Raw genomic sequence first — 15,311 nt, forward strand, 5'->3', positions numbered from 1 at the left:
CCGCAGGGCGAATATAATCGGTTTTTTGTGTTGTTGGACGATGAGGATGGCTATGCGAAAGGCCTGGTGGATGGGCTTGGGCCTGTTTCTGAGCGCTTGCGCTCTGGCTTATGCCGATCCGGTGATATTGACGGTATCGGGCAAGATCGGCCGTTTCACCGATGCCAAGCGCGGCGTTTACCAGTTTCGCGACAGCGATCTGGGCAAGCTGCGCCAAATCAGCTTCCGTACCTCCACCAGTTGGACGCCGACGGTGACCTTCAGCGGCCCGCTGGTGCGCGACATTCTGGCCAAGGTGGAAGCCAAGGGCGGTTCGGTGCGCGTGCTGGCGATCAACTATTACCGCTACGACATCTCCGTCGCCGAGCTGAACAGCCGCGACGTGGTGCTGGCGCGCCGCATAGACAACAAACCCTTCGACGTCGCCCATTATGGCCCTTTGTGGCTGATGTATCCGCTGCCCGATATACCGGATGCCGACAAGGGGCCGTCGCTTGACGCCAAGCTGGTGTGGCAGGTTGAAGCGCTGGAGGTGATGTGACGCCGACCAAGTGGAAAAAATACCTGCAGACGCCGTGGTGGCTGGCGCTGCCGCTGCTGCTGTTGCTGCTGGCGGCGGCGTGGAATTTCTACCGCATGGACCATTCCAGCCAGACGCTGATCGAAAGCGGCAAGAGCGAACAGCTTTACTGGAATGTCGCGCAGCTGCACATCGAACTGGAGAAGACCCGGGCGGAGCTGATCGCTTATGCCGCCGAGCCGCAGGCGTTGCCGGCGGTGCGGCAGCAATTCCAGCTCTTGCTGAGCCGTTATCAGATATTCGAAGCGCCGGACACCGTGCTGGCGCATAGGCAACTGCGCGGCGTGGCCGGCTTCGATGCGCTGACCAGCGCGCTCAGCCCCTTGTTGAAGGATCCGGCCTGGCGCAGCCTAACGTCGCAAACGGCGCGCAATATGGTGGTGCGCATAGACGCGCTGCGTCCGGTGCTGGCCAACTTCGCCGTGCAGAGTCGAGAGGCCGAGGTGGCCGCGCGCATGGCGCGCACGCGCGCGCTGGCCAGCCAGCGTTCGCAGATGCTGGCTCTGCAGCTGGTGTTGTGCGGCGGCATCTGCGGCATCTTGCTGATGCTGATGCGCTACCACGAGGTCAAGACGCTGTCGGAAGCCCGCCAGTCCCTGCTGGACCAGGAGAGAGAGGCTCATCAGGCGACCGTGGCCTTGGAGCTGGACCGCACCACCTTCCTGGGCGCGTTGGGGCATGAAATACGCTCGCCGCTGCAATCCATGCAGATGTGCATGGAGCTGGTCGAGCCGGCGGTATTGCCGGAGCCGGCCGCGCAGCTCGCGCTGAAGCGGATGAAGGCCGGCATGGCGCAACTGACCAGCCAGGTGCACGACATCATGGACGTGTCGGCCATCAAGAATATGCAACTGAGGCTGAATCCGGGACGGATGAGCCTGACCGGCGTGCTGCGCACGGTGATGGATGTGATGCAGCCATTGGCCGACGCGAAGGGGCTGGAGCTGGCGTGCGAGACCGAGAGCCTGCCGGACATGGTGATGATGGACGAGATCCGCCTGCGTCAGATCGTCGGCAATCTGGTGTCCAACGCCATCCGCTATACCGACCAGGGCGAGGTGAGGATCAAGGCGCGCGGCATGCGCCACGATGAGCAGCTGGAACTATGGCTGGAGGTCAGCGACACTGGCATCGGCATCGCCGAGGAAGACCGGCAGCGCATTTTCCAGCCATTCAGCCAGGGGCGGAACCGCCGTCCCGGCAGCAGCGGCCTGGGCCTGTCCATCGTCAAGGAGCTGGTGAGGCTGTTCGGCGGCCATATCGAGATGGACAGCATGGTGGGCAAGGGTTCCGCGTTCACGGTGCGGCTGCCCCTGCGCGAAGTGCTGGGCGGCCGCGGGGGGCGCAGCCTGTTGCTGGTGGACGACGACGCCCAGATTCGCAGTTCGGTAGCCGAATGGCTGCTCCAGGATGGCTTTCAGGTGCGCTGCGCCTCCACGCTGACCCAGGCGGCGGATTGTCTGCTGCAGCAGCGCTTCGACATTCTGCTGCTGGACATGCAACTGGGCCAGGACAGCGGCTACGCGCTGGCGGAGCTGGCGCGCAAGCAGCCGCAAAGGCCGCTGATGCTGGCGATGAGCGCCACGCCCGCGGAGTTCGCCGACGCGCGGGCAAACTGGTTTTCCGCCCGACTGGGCAAGCCATTCGATGGCCAGCAATTGCGAGCGGCGCTGGCGGCGCTGCCGATGTAGTTTGCGCGGCTCCATAAAAAAAACAGGCTCCGAAAGGGAGCCTGTTTTTTTTATGGAGAGGGATTTAAGCCTGTTCCAGCGCGTTGGTGACCATGTTCTTGATCTGCAGCGCCAGGATGGAGCCGGGCGCCGGCTTGCCTATGTAGTAGACGCCATTGGTCTGCAGCGCCTTGGATAATTCGCTCTCATGCTCCAGCGCATAGCCGGTCAGCACGATGATGGGCACATTGGGCGACTGGCGGCGGATGGTCTCGATGACTTCCATGCAGCTGCCCGGCTCGCCCAGCACCCAGTCCAGCACGAAGGCGTCGAACTCTTCATGCGACAGCGCTTGCAGCAGCGCTTGCGATTCGTAGTAAGGCAGGGCGAACAGGCCCTGCTGCACCAGAATGGCGGACAACAGGTCGGCATCCTTGTCGTCCAGCACCGCCACCAGCAGGCGCTTGCTGTTGGCGCGCTTGGGCGGGCGCACCGTCAGGTAGGTGACTTCGTGCCCGTCCTCGCCGTCGAACTGAGTGCCGGGGAAAACGTGCCAACAGTCGTGCAGGCGCTTGGCCATCAGCAGGGGGGCGCAGGAGTCGTCGGCCAGCGGCTCGCCGAGCTGGATCCAGCAATGCGCCTCGCCGCTTTGATTGTTCAGGTGCAGGATGGCTGGGATCAGGTCCTGCTCGCGCGGCAGGGAGGGGCTGTCCTGCGGCTCTCGCCTGACCAGCAGCGTTGACGCGGACACATTGAGGTACTGGGCCAGTTTCTCTACTTGCGCCAGTTGCCACGGGCTGCTGCCGTTCAGCTTGCGGTAGGCCTGAGAGGTGCTCAGGCCCAGGATTTGCTCGACCAGACCGGCTTGTTGCGCTTCCGGCCAGTTGAACTGCTCCAGTTGGGCGCGGATGTTGTCGCAGATGGTCTGGTTGGCGGATTTGGCGTCGGTCATGGCGGATGCGTCCACGTAATGGCAATGACGGAGATGCTAACACTCATGTTTTGACATGTCGCTGTAATGTGCATTAAATGGCAAAATTTTCTTATTTTGCGACTCATGCATTTGCGTTTTCACAACATGCGAAAAAGCACTTTGGAATGATAGGAGCATGGGTAAGTCTAGTTTATGCGCAAGAAATGCGGCCATCTTGGACGGATGGCCGCATTTCTTGCAACGAGGTCAACCTAACGTTCCGATCAGGCTGACTTGGCGCGTTTCCGGCACTTCGTTGTAGGACAGCACATGGAGACCGGGCGCGAACAGGCGGCCGTAGCGGGCCAGCAAGGGCCGGATCTGTGGCATCACCAGCAGCACGGGAGGCTGGCCCTGCTGTTTCATCTGATCGCGCGCCACCGGCATATTGGCTTGCAGCTGCTGCAACACGTTAGGGTCCACCGGGAAGCTGTCCAGCTGCGGCTTGCCGGTTTGCTGCGCTTGGGACAGCGCGCCCAGCAGCAGGTTTTCCAGCTCGGCCGATAGATTGAAGGCGCGGATTTCGTCGCGCGGGCCGGCGATGGCCTGAACGATCTGGCGCTTCAGCGCGCAGCGCGCCTCGGCGGCCAGCATGATGGGGTCCTTGGTGGTGTCGCTGGCTTCCAAGAGCGCGGTGGCGATGGGCACGATGTCTTTCAGCGACACATGGTCCTGAAGCAGCTGGCGGTAGGCGCGCAGCAGCTGCACCGGCGTCAGCGCCTGGTTCAGCGCCGCGGCGAGCTTGGGCGCCAGTGCGGCCAGCCGCTCGCCCAGCGCGGTCACGTCGTCGTGGCGGAACAGCTCGGCCAGGTTTTCGCGCATCACCTTGTTCAAATGCGTGGCCATCACGCTGGCGCAGTCCACCACCTGGTAGCCCAGGCCCAGCGCCTTGCTTTTATCCGCCTGGGCGATCCAGGTGACCGGCATGCCGTAGGCCGGGTCTATGCCGGGGATGCCGTCCACTTCGCCGTAGACCTCGGGCGAGGGAATGGCCATCAGCCTGTCGGCGTAGACCTCGGCCTCGGCCACGGTGCCGCCGGAAATCTGGATGGCGTACTGCGACGGTTTGAGCCTGAGGTCGTCGCGCAGGCTGACGCCGGGCAGCAGCACGCCCATCTGCTCGGACAGCCCTTGCCGCACGCCCTTGACGCGCTTGGTCAGCGGCGCGCCTTGGCCGGCATCCAGCAGCGACACCAGGCGATAGCCCAGCGTGATGCCCAGGGTTTCGGAATAGGGGAGGGTGCTCCATTCCAGCTCGATCTCGGCCTCGCCCTGCATGGCCGCCTTGACGACGCTCTGGTTCAGCGCGGCGGAGGCCGGCGGTCGCCGCGCGTGCATGCGCCAGGCCACATAGCCGAGCAGGACGGCGAAGCCGAGGAAGGTGGGCCACGGCATGCCCGGAATGATGGCCAGCGCCAGCATCATGCCGGCCGCGCTCATCAGCACGGTGGGCGAGGCTAGCATCTGGCTGCGCACCTGCTGCGGCATGTCGGCCTCGTCATTGATGCGTGTGACGATGATGGCGGCGGCGGAGGACAAGAGCAGCGCCGGAATCTGCGCCACCAGACCGTCGCCTATGGTCATCAGCGCGTACTGGCGGAAGGCGTCGCCCATGGATAGATTGTGCATCAGCGCGCCGATGGCCACGCCGCCGAACAGGTTGATGATCAGGATCAGGATGCCGGCGATGGCGTCGCCGCGCACGAATTTGGACGCGCCGTCCATCGCGCCATAAAAGTCCGCCTCGGTGGCGATGTCGCGGCGGCGTTGCTGCGCCTGTTCCTGGTTGATTAGGCCGGCGTTGAGGTCGGCGTCGATGGCCATCTGCTTGCCCGGCAGCGCGTCCAGCGTGAAGCGGGCCGATACTTCGGAAATCCGCTCCGCGCCCTTGGTCACCACCATGAAATTGATGATCATCAGGATGACGAACACCACCATGCCGACCACGAAGTTGCCCCCTATCACCACATTGCCGAAGGCCTCGATCACCCGGCCGGCGGCATGCGTGCCCTCATGGCCATGCAGCAGCACCACCCGGGTGGAGGCCACGTTCAGCGACAGCCGCATCAGCGTGGTGGCCAGGATGATGGTGGGGAACACCGAGAAGTCCAGCGGCCGCCGCGCCGACACGCTGACCAGGATCACGATGATGGCCAGCACGATGTTGAAGGTGAACAGCATGTCCAGCGCCAAGGGCGGCAAGGGCAGCATCACCATGGCCAGGATGGCCAAGAGGAACAGCGGGGCGGCGAGCTTGTGGCGGCCGATGTCGGCCAGCAGTTTGGTCAGCGAGTTCATGTTGCGGGGTCGGGGTCGGATAGTTCGCGCGGGACCGCTAGATCCGGCAGGATGGGCCGGCTGCGGCGGCTGCCCGCCTGGAATGCTTTCAATTGCAGGACATAGGTCAGCACCTGCGCCACCGCGCGGTACAGCGGCGCGGGGATTTGCTGGTTGACCTGGGTGGTGTGGTACACCGCGCGCGCCAGCGGCGGCAGCGGCAGCACCGTCAATTTCAGTTCGTCGGCCAGCTGGCGGATGTACAGCGCCATCTCGTCCACGCCCTTGGCGATGATGAAGGGCGCTTCGGCGCGGTCTTCGTCGTATTTGAGCGCCACCGCGTAGTGGCTGGGATTGACGATGACGACATCCGCCTTGGGCAGCGCCTTGCGCACGCCGCGCTGCGCCAACTGGCGCTGCAACTGGCGGATGCGCTGGCGCACCTCGGGCCGGCCCTCGGTGTTCTTGTGCTCTTCTTTTATTTCCTGCTTGCTCATGCGCTGCTGCTTCAGGAACAGGAAGACCTGCAGCGGCAGGTCGGCCAGCGCGAACAGCAGAAAGACGGCAGCCAGCTTGAGCAGGCAGGACAGCAAGAGGTCCGCCGCGCCGGCCAGCGCGGGCAGCAGGGGCATGCCGGACAGCGCGAAGAAGCCTTCCAGCGCGCCGCTGGCCACGCGGTACAGCAGCCAGCCCAGAATCAGCGCCTTGGCGATGGACTTGCCGATCTCGCTGGCGTGCTTGGGCGAAGCCAGCCGAGACAGGTGGGCCAGCGGGTTCATGCGCTCGAATTTGGGGCCGATCTGGGACAGCGCGAACACCCAGCCGCCGGGAAACAGGCTGATCAGCAGCATGGTCAGCGGGATGATGGCCAGCGGCGCCAGCATTTTCAGCAAGAGCAGCAGGGTGCCGGCGAATAGTTTGGACCAGCTGTTTTCCAAGGCGCCTTGGCCGGAAAGCGAGGCGAAGGCCAGCGCGAACAGGCGGCGGAAATCGCCCAGCCAGTCAGGCGCCAGCCAGAAAACCAGCTTCAGGGCCAGGATCAGCCCCAGCGCGGCGGCCAGATCGCGCGAGCGCGGCACTTGGCCCTGCTCGCGCGCTTTGCGCAGCCGCTGCGGGGTGGCTTTTTCCGTCTTGTCGCCGGAATGCGCCTCAGCCATGGCCCATCTCCAGCAACTGGTTCAAGAGGCGCAGGGTCTGCTCGCTCAGGCTCAGGTATTGCGGCGGCAGCACGCGCATCAGCAGGGTCAGCGTGCCGAGGCCGAACAGCGCCACCACCGGGAAGCCCAGTGAAAACAGGTTCAATGCCGGCGCCACGCGGTTGATCATGCCGAAGCCGGCCTGCACCACGAAGGTGGCGAATACCACCGGCAGCGCCAGCACCATGGCGGCCGACATCACCCAGCCCACGCTGCCGGCCAGCGCCGTCAGCGAGGCTTGCGGAATGCCGCCGCCCAGCGGCCAGGCGCGGAAACTGGCGTACACCACCTGCACCAGCACCAAATGGCCATCCATGGAAAAGAACAGCAAGGCGGCGAGCAGGTAGAGCAGGCTGGACACCACGTCTGAGCTGTTGCCGTTGCCGGGATCGTTCATCACCGCCATGGACAGGCCCATTTGCGAGGACAGCAGAAAGCCCAGCAAGGACAGGATGGACATCGTCAGCTGGAAGGCCAGGCCGAACAAGAGGCCGATGATGACTTGTTCCACGCTGGCGGCTACGCCGTGCAGGGTGAATGGATCAATGGGGGAGTGGCCAGGCATGGCCGGAATGCAGGCGACGGCCAAGGCCAGCGCCAGGCCGATGCGCGCCGGCAGCGGCACCATGGCGTCGCCGATGAAGGGCGCGACGCTGAACGCCGCCAGCAGACGGCAGAACGGCCACCATACCGCGGGAAGCAGGTTCAGCCACTGGGCGTACAGGCCCTGCATCGCTAGCCCACCTGGCTCGCGGCGCGCTGGAACATGGCGACGCAGAAGTCCATCAGGTAGCCGGTGATCCAGTGGCCGGCCAGCGCGATGGTCAGCAGTACGATCAGTAATCGAGGCAGGAAGGACAGCGTCTGTTCGTTGATCTGGGTGGCGGCTTGGATCAGGCTGACCACCACGCCGACGATCAGGCTGGGCAGCACTAGGAGCACCACCAGCGTCACCACCACGCGCAGGCTGTCGTTGACGATGTCGACCGCGATATCGGGCGTCAGCATGGGCTTTGCATCCTCAATAAGCCTGGATGGACGTGACCAGGGTGTTGACGGTCAGCGACCAGCCGTCCACCAGCACGAACAAGAGCAGTTTCAGCGGCAGCGAAATCACCAGCGGCGACAGCATCATCATGCCCATCGCCATCAGCACGCTGGACACCACCAGGTCTATCACCAGAAACGGAATGAACAACATGCAGCCGATCTGGAACGCGGTTTTCAGCTCGGACAGCACAAAGGCCGCCAGCTTGACGGTGAACGCGTGGTCTTCGGGCTTGGCCGTTTCGGCTTCGCCGGACAGCTTGGCCATCTGGGCCAGCGCGGTCTTGCTGGTCTGGGCTAGCATGAAGCGGCTGATGGGCTTGGCGGCGATTTCCAGCGCCTGCTGCATGGTGATCTTGTCCTGATCGAAGGGCACCATGGCCTCGTTCCACACCTGCAGGCCCACCGGACGCATGACCAGCAGGGTCAGGATCAGCGCCACGCCGGTGATCAGGCGGTTGGGCAGGCCTTGCTGCAGGCCGAGCGCCTGCCGAAGCAGGGACAGCACGATGACGAAGCGGGTGAAGCTGGTCATCATCAGCGCCAGAATGGGCAGCAGGCCCAGCGCCGTCATCAGGATCAGGATCTGGGTCTTGATCGTGAAATCGACCGGCATGCCGCCGGCGCTGCCGGACAGCAGCTTCAGCGGCTCGGCCCAGGCGGGCGCGGCGCAGAGCAGGCCGGCGACGGCCAGCGGCGGCAGGGTGAGGACGCGCTTCATCAGGCCAGGCTGTCCAGTTGCAGGTCGTTCAACTCCACCACGCGCAGGCCGTAGTTGTCGCCGGACACGACGACTTCGGCGCGGCCTATGGTCGTGCCGTTCACTTTGATGTCCAGCGGCTCGCCGGCGATCTTGTCCAGCTCGATGACCGAGCCGGGACCGATGCGGCACAGGTCGGCCAGCGAGATGTCCGCGCCGCCCACTTCCAGGGTGAGCTTGACCGGAATCTTGCGCAGAAAGGACGTCATGTCGCGGGCTGCCGGCGCGGCGGCGGGCGGCGTTTCCGCATCCAGTCCGTCGAAAATGCCGTCCAGGTCGAAATCTTGATTGGTATCCATCGAATTTCCTTTGGTGCTCATTCGGCGTCGGCGAAGCCGGCCAGGCACAGCTTGCCCTGGCGTTCCGCCACGCGGGCGTGGAATAGCGGCGCGCCGCGCACGCAGACTTCGGCGCGCGGCGGCAGGGAGATTGCCAGCACGCTGCCGGGCTTCAGGTCGAGAATCTCGCCCAGAGGCAGCTCATGGCGCAGCAGGCAGGCGTTCAGCCGCAGCCGCAGTTGTTCGTCGAAGCGCTCGCGCGCGGCGCCGGGCAAGCGCGGCCGTTGGCTGCTCAGGCTTTGCAGCAGGGCGTCGAAGGCGGCGTGGTCCAGGCGCAGCCGCAAGGCGCCCAGGGGTTTGTCGCCGTCGGCCACTTCCACTTCCAGCTGCCAGGCCGCTTGCGGGGCGAAGCTTTGCGGGCGGATGGACGGCTCCGGCGCAGGGTGGCCGGCGAGGTGGTGGACCACGCCGGCGAACCGGGGCAGCAGCCGCTCGGCCAGGGTGCGAGCCAGGCGGCGCTCAGTCTCGGTTTCGGCCGGCGCCTCGGCGGAGGCCGAGCCGGCGCCGAAGCGGTAATCGAGTATGCCCAGCAGCAGGCCTCGGTCGAAATGGCTGCCCAGCTGCCATTCGTTCAGCGCGTGCCATTGCCAGCGCCTATCGTCGGCCGCCGGCAAATGCTGCGTCAGCGGGAGCAGGCGAAAGCCGGCGTGGTAGCGCCGGTTCAGTTCGCGCTCGAAGAAGTCGCCCAGCTCCTGTTGCAGCGCGCGGGCGAACAGCGGCAGCAAGTGGGTAGGCCGACCCAGAGTGCGCAGATCCAAGGCCTGCAGGCGGGCGCCTTCTTCCGGCGCAACGATTTTGGCTTTGGGCATGACGGTGTGTGGTTTATGAGGAGGCTGCGGACAACCCCCGGCTATTGCTGGGAGTGTGCATCTTACTGGCTGGCCGGCGGCGGTAAAGGGGGAAAATTCACGGTTGCCATTGTGAAAAATACCGCCAACCGAATAAATCGTTGAGTTTAAAATCCGCCAGCTTGCCTGAAAGCTTGCCTGACAATCGGCGCGCGGGTGGGATTCGATACGAATGTTTGATTAAGGATGGGAAATGGCAGCCAATCTCGGTTTGATGATCCACGCCGACCGTACCCAGTTGTTGGGAGAGCTGGGCGCGCTGGGCCAGGGCGCGGCCGCGCCGCGGCCGGCGCAGGATGAGGCGCCGGCCGGCCAGGGCTTCGGCCAGGCGATGATGGCTGCCGTTCGCGATGTCGATCAGCAGAACCGTCAGGCCTCGGAAAAAATGACCGAGGTGGACAGCGGGCAGAGCGACGATCTGGTGGGCGCCATGCTGATGAGCCAGGAGGCCAATCTGTCCTTCTCCATGCTGATGCAGGTCCGTAACAAAGTGGTCGGCGCGGTGGACGAGCTGATCAAGATGCAGTTGTAAGGGGCGGCAAGTGGTTAAGCAATTGCGCAGCGGCCTGGCCGTCGTACAGCAAAGAATGGCAGGCCGGCGCCTGCTGCCGGAAAACGCCTGGCGTACTCTGCTGCCCATCGTGCTGTTGGCGATAGGCCTCAGCGTGGTGGCCACCTTGTGGCTGTGGCGAGACGACGCCAGCTACAAGCCCTTGTTCGGCGCGCAGGAAAAAGTCAGCAGCGCCGACATGATGGCGGCGCTGGACGCCGACAAGATTCCCTACCGCATCCACCCGGAAACCGGCCAGGTGCTGGTGCCGGACGCGGATCTCGCCCGCGCCCGCATGCAGCTGGCGGCCAAGGGCGTGGTGGCGCAGCTGCCGGCCGGGCTGGAGCTGTTGGACAAGAACGATCCGCTGGGCGTCAGCCAGTTCGTGCAGGACGTGCGTTTCCGCCGCGGCCTGGAAGGCGAGCTGGCGCAGAGCATCATGGCGCTGGACCCGGTGAAAAGCGCGCGCGTGCATCTGTCTTTGCCGCGCAGCACGTCCTTCGTCACGGTGGGCGGCGAGAAGGGCTCGGCCTCGGTGGTAGTCACCTTGAAGCCGGGCCAGCAGTTGAGCAACGAGCAGATCGCCGCCGTGGTCAAGCTGGTGGCCGGCAGCGTGTCGTCGCTGGAGCCGTCGCAAGTCACGCTGGTCGATCAGGCCGGGCAATTGCTGTCCGGGCGCATAGACCTGGGCGACGGCAGCCTGGCGGCCAATGACAACGAGGCGGCCAAGCGCTTCCGCCAGGAGGCGCTGCAGAATGCGCGCGACCTGCTGGCGCCGGCTCTGGGCGCCGACAATTTCAAGCTCAGCGTCACCGCCGACGTGGACAACGACCGCGTGGAGGAAACCCGCGAGAAATACGGCGAGTCGCCCAAGGTCACCAACGAGGCCTCGCGCGAGGAAACCAGCACCGAACGCGCCGCGCTGGGCGTGCCGGGCTCCTTGAGCAATCGCCCGGTCAATACCGACGCCTCCGGCGGCGCGGGCGAGAAAGCCGGCAACAGCAAGAACGCCGTCACGCGCCAGTACGCCTACGACCGCAACATCACCAATATCAAGAAGGCGCGCGGCACGCTGCGCCGCCTCAGCGTGGCCGTGGCGCTGAACCAGGCCGCCGCGCCTGGCGGCAAAGGCTGGCAGCCGGCTGATCTGGCCAATATCGACAAGCTGCTGCGCAACGGCCTGGGCATCAACGCCGCGCGCGGCGACGTGCTGGTGGTGTCCACGCTGCATTTTTCCGCGCCGCCGCAGGAAGCGCCTGTCTGGCAGCAGCCGGATGCCTGGTACGAGGGCGCGCGCTGGCTGGGCTATGCCGTGGCCTTGCTGCTGGCTTATCTGCTGCTGGCGCGTCCGTTGTTGAAGATCGCCCGCCAGTTGGCCGAGCGCAAGCTGAGCGACTACGCGCCGGACGAGATGGACGTGACGCCGGACGATCCGCTGCTGGCGCGGCCGCGCGAGTCGGCCAGCCCGCGCCAGCCCGGGCTGGCTGCGGCTGCACCCGGCGACAGCCCGGTGGTGCCGCTGTTGGAAAACTATGACCTGCCGCCCGCCGGTTCGCCGGTGGACGTGATGGTGGAGCACCTGAAGGGGCTCGCGGCCAAGGAGCCGGAGCGCGTCGCTGAGGTGGTCAAGCAATGGGTGCAGAATAATGGACGAAAACAATAATCCGGCGCCGGACGCGCCGGCCTATATCCCCCCGGCGGCGCCGGCCGGCAACGGCCAGATGAGCGCCATCGAGCAGGCGGCCGTGCTGCTGCTGTGCATGGGCGAGGAGCCGGCGGCGGCGGTGCTGCGCTGCCTGAGCCGCGAGGAGCTGCTGCAGGTGACGCAGGCCATGTCCAGCATGAGCGGCATCAAGGTGGACGCCGTGAAGTCGACCATGCAGCGCTTTTTCGACGAATACCGGGAGCAGAGCGGCGTGCACGGCGCCAGCCGCAGCTTCCTCAAGCGCTCGTTGGAGCTGGCCCTGGGCGGCGACATCGCCGGCAGCGTGCTGGACACCATCTACGGCGACGCCATCCGCCCCAAGATGGCGCGGCTGCAATGGGTGTCGCCGCAATGGCTGGCCGACCGCATCGCCGTGGAGCATGTGCGCATGCAGGCGGTGTTCCTGGCCTTCCTGCCGCCGGCGCTGGCCGGCCAGGTGGTGGAGGCGCTGCCGGCGGCAGACCGCGACAGCGTGCTGGTCAATGTGGCCAGGCTGAAAGACGTGGACCGCGAGCTGCTGCACGAGCTGGAGGAATTGGTGGACCGCTGCCTGGAAAGCCTGCACACCCAGAGCACGGCGGTGGAAGGCATGCAGCAGACCGCCGACATTCTCAACCGGCTGCCGGGCGACCGCAGCCGGATGATGGAACTGCTGCGCGCGCATGACGAGGATATCGTGGACGAGATAGAAGCGAGGATGTACGACTTCTTCATCCTGTCGCGCCAGACCGAAGAAGCGCTGACCCGCATTTGCGAGGATGTGCCGCTGGAGCAATGGGCCATCGCGCTGAAGGGCGCCGAGCCCGCGGTGCGCGACGCCATCATCCAGACCATGCCGCGCCGCCAGGCGCAGAACTTCGAGGGCATGATGCGCCGTTCCGGCCCGGTGCCCAAGAGCCGGGTCGAAGAGTCCCGCCGCGAAATCATGGCCCAGGTGCGCCAGCTGGCCGATGCCGGCGAGGTCGACCTGCAGCTGTTCCCAGAGGAAGTCGTCGAGTGAAGCCCTGGCGACCCTTTCGTTTTCCGCCGCTGATCGAAGGCGCGCCGCTGGAACCCGAAGCCGCGGCCGAAGTGCAAGCTTCCGCCGCGGATGGCTTCCGCCAGGGCATGGATGCCGGCTATCGCGAGGGCTATGACAGCGGCGAGGCCGCCGGCCGCGACGCGGGCTACCAGGCGGGCCTGGAGCATGGCCGCGCCGAAGGGGCGGCCGCCGCGCGCGCCGAGACGCTGGCGGGGCTGGAAACCCTCGGCGCGCCGCTGGCGGCGGCCATCGAGCAACTGAACAAATTGTGCCGCGATTACCAGGCCGCCCAGCGCGACGAAGTGGTGGAGCTGGTGGCCAAGGTGGCGCGGCAGGTGATCCGCTGCGAGCTGGCGCTGAAGCCGGTGCAGATACTGGACCTGGTGGAGGAAACGCTGGCGGCCTTGCCGCAAAGCCCGCACGGCCTGGGCGAGGTGGAAGTGCTGCTCAATCCGGAAGAGTGCCAGCGCATCCGCGAACTGGCGCCGGAGCGCGCCGCGCAGTGGAAGCTGAGCGCGGATTCCGCGCTGGAGGCCGGAGAATGCCGCGTGCGCGGCGCCGAGTTCGAGGCCGATGCCGGCTGCAAGCAGAGGCTGGAGCATTGCGTGGTCAGTCTGCGCGATCAGCTGCAGGCGGAAGAGGCTTAAGCGATGCTGCGCCAGGCGCTTAGCCAGCTCTCGGTGCCGGATGCGCCGGTCGCCACCGTCAGCGGCAAGCTGGTGGGCGTCAGCGGGCTGCTGCTGGAAAGCGTGGGCTGCCCGTTGAGCACCGGCCAGCGCTGCCTGGTGGAAACCGCAGGCGGCGGCTGGCTGCAGGCTCAAGTGGTGGGCTTCCGCCGCGAGGTGTCCTTTCTGATGCCGTTCAAGAAACCGGTGGGATTGTCCACCGGCGCGCGCGTATTGCCGGCACCTGACAGTAGCGGCTTGACCATAGGCGATAGCTGGCTGGGCCGCATCGTCAACGGTTTGGGCGAGCCGCTGGACGACAAGGGCCGCCTGAGCGGCGACACGCCGCTGGCCGCCCATCCGCCGCAAATCAATCCGCTGAAGAAGAAGCCGGTGGACACGCCGCTGGATGTGGGCGTGCGCGCGCTGAACGGCTTGCTGACCATAGGCCGCGGCCAGCGCGTAGGCTTGTTCGCCGGCTCCGGCGTCGGCAAGAGTGTGCTCCTGGGCATGATTACCCGCCATACCGAGGCCGACGTCGTCGTCGTGGGCCTGATAGGCGAGCGGGGCCGCGAGGTGCGCGAGTTCGTCGAGCACGCGCTGGGGCCGCAAGGCCTGGCCAAGGCGGTGCTGGTGGTGGCGCCGGCCGACGAGTCGCCGCTGATGCGGCTGAAGGCCACTGAGCTGTGCCACACCATCGCCGCCCATTACCGCGACCGCGGCCGCAACGTGCTGCTGCTGGTGGATTCCCTGACCCGATACGCGATGGCGCAGCGCGAAGTGGCGCTGGCCCTGGGCGAGCCGCCAGCCACGCGCGGCTATCCGCCGTCCGTGTTTGGCCTGCTGCCCAGCCTGGCCGAAAGCGCCGGCAATGGCGAAGGCGGCGAGGGCAGCATGAGCGCCATCTACACCGTGCTGGCCGAGGGAGACGACCAGCAAGACCCGGTGGTGGATACCGCCCGCGCCATTCTGGACGGCCACATCGTATTGAGCCGCGAGCTGGCCGAGCGCGGCCACTATCCCGCCATAGACATTTCCCGCTCGGTCAGCCGTTGCATGAGCCAGCTGATAGACGAAGAGCACGCCGCCGCCGCGCGCGACGCGCGGGCGCTCTGGAGCCGCTATCAGGAAGTGCGGGCCCTGTTGCCGCTGGGCGCCTACGTGCCTGGCGCGGACCCCTCCACCGATCGCGCCTTGCGCCTGCAGCCGGCCATGGAGGCGCTGCTGCGCCAGGCGGCGGGCGAGGCCGCGCCGTTTTCCGAGACCTGCCGACAACTGCAGGAGCTTGCCCGCGCATGAGCCAAGCGATACGCCAATTCGATTTGCTGCTGACGCTGCGCCGCCGCGACGGCGAAAAGCTGGAAACCGAACTGGCCGCCAAGCGCCGCCTGCAGGAGCGCTACCGCCGCAATATCGAGCGGCTGGAGCAGCTCAGCGCGGCCAGCGGCGCGAGCGCGTCGGCAGGCCATCCGGCGCTCGCGCTCAATTGCGCCGGCTACAAGAGCCATCTGAACGGCTTGATGCAATCGCAACGGCAGGACTTGCGGCTGGCGGAGGCGGATGCCGAAATCAGCCGCGGCCGACTGGAAGCGGCGCGCCGGCGCGAGGAGCAGGCGCGGCAATTGCGCGACGAGGCGGTGCTGGACTGGCAGGCCGAGCGCCGCCGCGCCGAGCAGAAACG

16 protein-coding genes are annotated in these 15,311 nt (G+C 66.1%); 8 read left to right on the plus strand and 8 right to left on the minus strand.

The window, feature by feature from the left end; translation table 11 throughout:
* Nucleotides 1–46: 46 nt before the first annotated feature.
* Both C2I19_RS03140 and C2I19_RS03145 read left to right on the plus strand, forming a co-directional pair.
* The gene (locus tag C2I19_RS03140) at nucleotides 47–541 is read left to right on the plus strand and encodes a putative pterin-binding protein (RefSeq protein ID WP_146056736.1); all 495 of its coding nucleotides are present in this window, start codon (nucleotides 47–49) and stop codon (nucleotides 539–541) included.
* The gene (locus C2I19_RS03145) at nucleotides 538–2,271 is read left to right on the plus strand and encodes an ATP-binding response regulator (RefSeq protein ID WP_103901271.1); all 1,734 of its coding nucleotides are present in this window, start codon (nucleotides 538–540) and stop codon (nucleotides 2,269–2,271) included. Before C2I19_RS03140 ends, C2I19_RS03145 begins: the two co-directional genes overlap by 4 nt.
* Nucleotides 2,272–2,335: 64 nt before the next feature.
* Here the strand turns inward: C2I19_RS03145 and C2I19_RS03150 are convergent, their stop codons facing one another.
* The 8 genes from C2I19_RS03150 to C2I19_RS03185 form a co-directional block, all read right to left on the minus strand.
* Nucleotides 2,336–3,202, minus strand: coding sequence for a response regulator (locus C2I19_RS03150; RefSeq protein ID WP_146056737.1), 867 nt, complete (start codon nucleotides 3,200–3,202; stop codon nucleotides 2,336–2,338).
* 228 nt (nucleotides 3,203–3,430) lie between these two features.
* The gene (locus tag C2I19_RS03155; RefSeq protein ID WP_103901273.1) at nucleotides 3,431–5,521 is read right to left on the minus strand and encodes a flagellar biosynthesis protein FlhA; all 2,091 of its coding nucleotides are present in this window, start codon (nucleotides 5,519–5,521) and stop codon (nucleotides 3,431–3,433) included.
* A complete protein-coding gene (flhB, locus tag C2I19_RS03160; protein WP_103901274.1) occupies nucleotides 5,518–6,657 on the minus strand; it encodes a flagellar type III secretion system protein FlhB in 1,140 nt (379 codons plus the stop codon). The genes C2I19_RS03155 and flhB overlap by 4 nt, the downstream gene beginning before the upstream one ends.
* A complete protein-coding gene (fliR, locus tag C2I19_RS03165; protein ID WP_103901275.1) occupies nucleotides 6,650–7,429 on the minus strand; it encodes a flagellar biosynthetic protein FliR in 780 nt (259 codons plus the stop codon). The genes flhB and fliR overlap by 8 nt, the downstream gene beginning before the upstream one ends.
* Nucleotides 7,430–7,431: 2 nt before the next feature.
* Nucleotides 7,432–7,704, minus strand: a complete 273-nt coding sequence (fliQ, locus tag C2I19_RS03170; RefSeq protein WP_011136551.1) for a flagellar biosynthesis protein FliQ — start codon at nucleotides 7,702–7,704, stop codon at nucleotides 7,432–7,434.
* A gap of 13 nt (nucleotides 7,705–7,717) precedes the next feature.
* Nucleotides 7,718–8,464 (minus strand): flagellar type III secretion system pore protein FliP, encoded by a 747-nt coding sequence (gene fliP / locus C2I19_RS03175; protein WP_103901276.1) that lies wholly within the window; start codon nucleotides 8,462–8,464, stop codon nucleotides 7,718–7,720.
* Nucleotides 8,464–8,802 carry a flagellar motor switch protein FliN gene (fliN, locus tag C2I19_RS03180; protein ID WP_103901277.1) on the minus strand — a complete coding sequence of 113 codons (339 nt, stop codon included), beginning with the start codon at nucleotides 8,800–8,802 and terminating at the stop codon, nucleotides 8,464–8,466. The genes fliP and fliN overlap by 1 nt, the downstream gene beginning before the upstream one ends.
* A gap of 17 nt (nucleotides 8,803–8,819) precedes the next feature.
* Nucleotides 8,820–9,650, minus strand: a complete 831-nt coding sequence (locus C2I19_RS03185; RefSeq protein WP_103901278.1) for a FliM/FliN family flagellar motor switch protein — start codon at nucleotides 9,648–9,650, stop codon at nucleotides 8,820–8,822.
* Nucleotides 9,651–9,882: 232 nt separating this feature from the next.
* Between C2I19_RS03185 and fliE the strand changes: the two genes are divergently transcribed.
* From fliE to fliJ, 6 genes are all read left to right on the plus strand, one after another.
* Nucleotides 9,883–10,221, plus strand: a complete 339-nt coding sequence (fliE, locus tag C2I19_RS03190; protein ID WP_103901279.1) for a flagellar hook-basal body complex protein FliE — start codon at nucleotides 9,883–9,885, stop codon at nucleotides 10,219–10,221.
* 10 nt (nucleotides 10,222–10,231) lie between these two features.
* Nucleotides 10,232–11,902: a flagellar basal-body MS-ring/collar protein FliF gene (fliF, locus tag C2I19_RS03195; protein WP_233201090.1), complete on the plus strand. Its 1,671-nt coding sequence runs from the start codon at nucleotides 10,232–10,234 to the stop codon at nucleotides 11,900–11,902.
* Complete coding sequence (locus tag C2I19_RS03200; protein WP_103901281.1) at nucleotides 11,886–12,944, plus strand: flagellar motor switch protein FliG; 1,059 nt, start codon at nucleotides 11,886–11,888, stop codon at nucleotides 12,942–12,944. The genes fliF and C2I19_RS03200 overlap by 17 nt, the downstream gene beginning before the upstream one ends.
* Nucleotides 12,941–13,612 (plus strand): flagellar assembly protein FliH, encoded by a 672-nt coding sequence (gene fliH / locus C2I19_RS03205; RefSeq protein WP_103901282.1) that lies wholly within the window; start codon nucleotides 12,941–12,943, stop codon nucleotides 13,610–13,612. The genes C2I19_RS03200 and fliH overlap by 4 nt, the downstream gene beginning before the upstream one ends.
* Nucleotides 13,613–13,615: 3 nt before the next feature.
* On the plus strand, nucleotides 13,616–14,929 hold the full coding sequence (gene fliI / locus C2I19_RS03210) for a flagellar protein export ATPase FliI (protein WP_103901283.1): 1,314 nt from the start codon (nucleotides 13,616–13,618) through the stop codon (nucleotides 14,927–14,929).
* The coding region (gene fliJ, locus C2I19_RS03215; protein ID WP_103901375.1) for a flagellar export protein FliJ at nucleotides 14,926–15,311 on the plus strand (386 nt) is incomplete at its 3' end. The genes fliI and fliJ, both read left to right, overlap by 4 nt.

This window comes from Chromobacterium alticapitis, assembly GCF_002924365.1.
Taxonomy (GTDB): domain Bacteria; phylum Pseudomonadota; class Gammaproteobacteria; order Burkholderiales; family Chromobacteriaceae; genus Chromobacterium; species Chromobacterium alticapitis.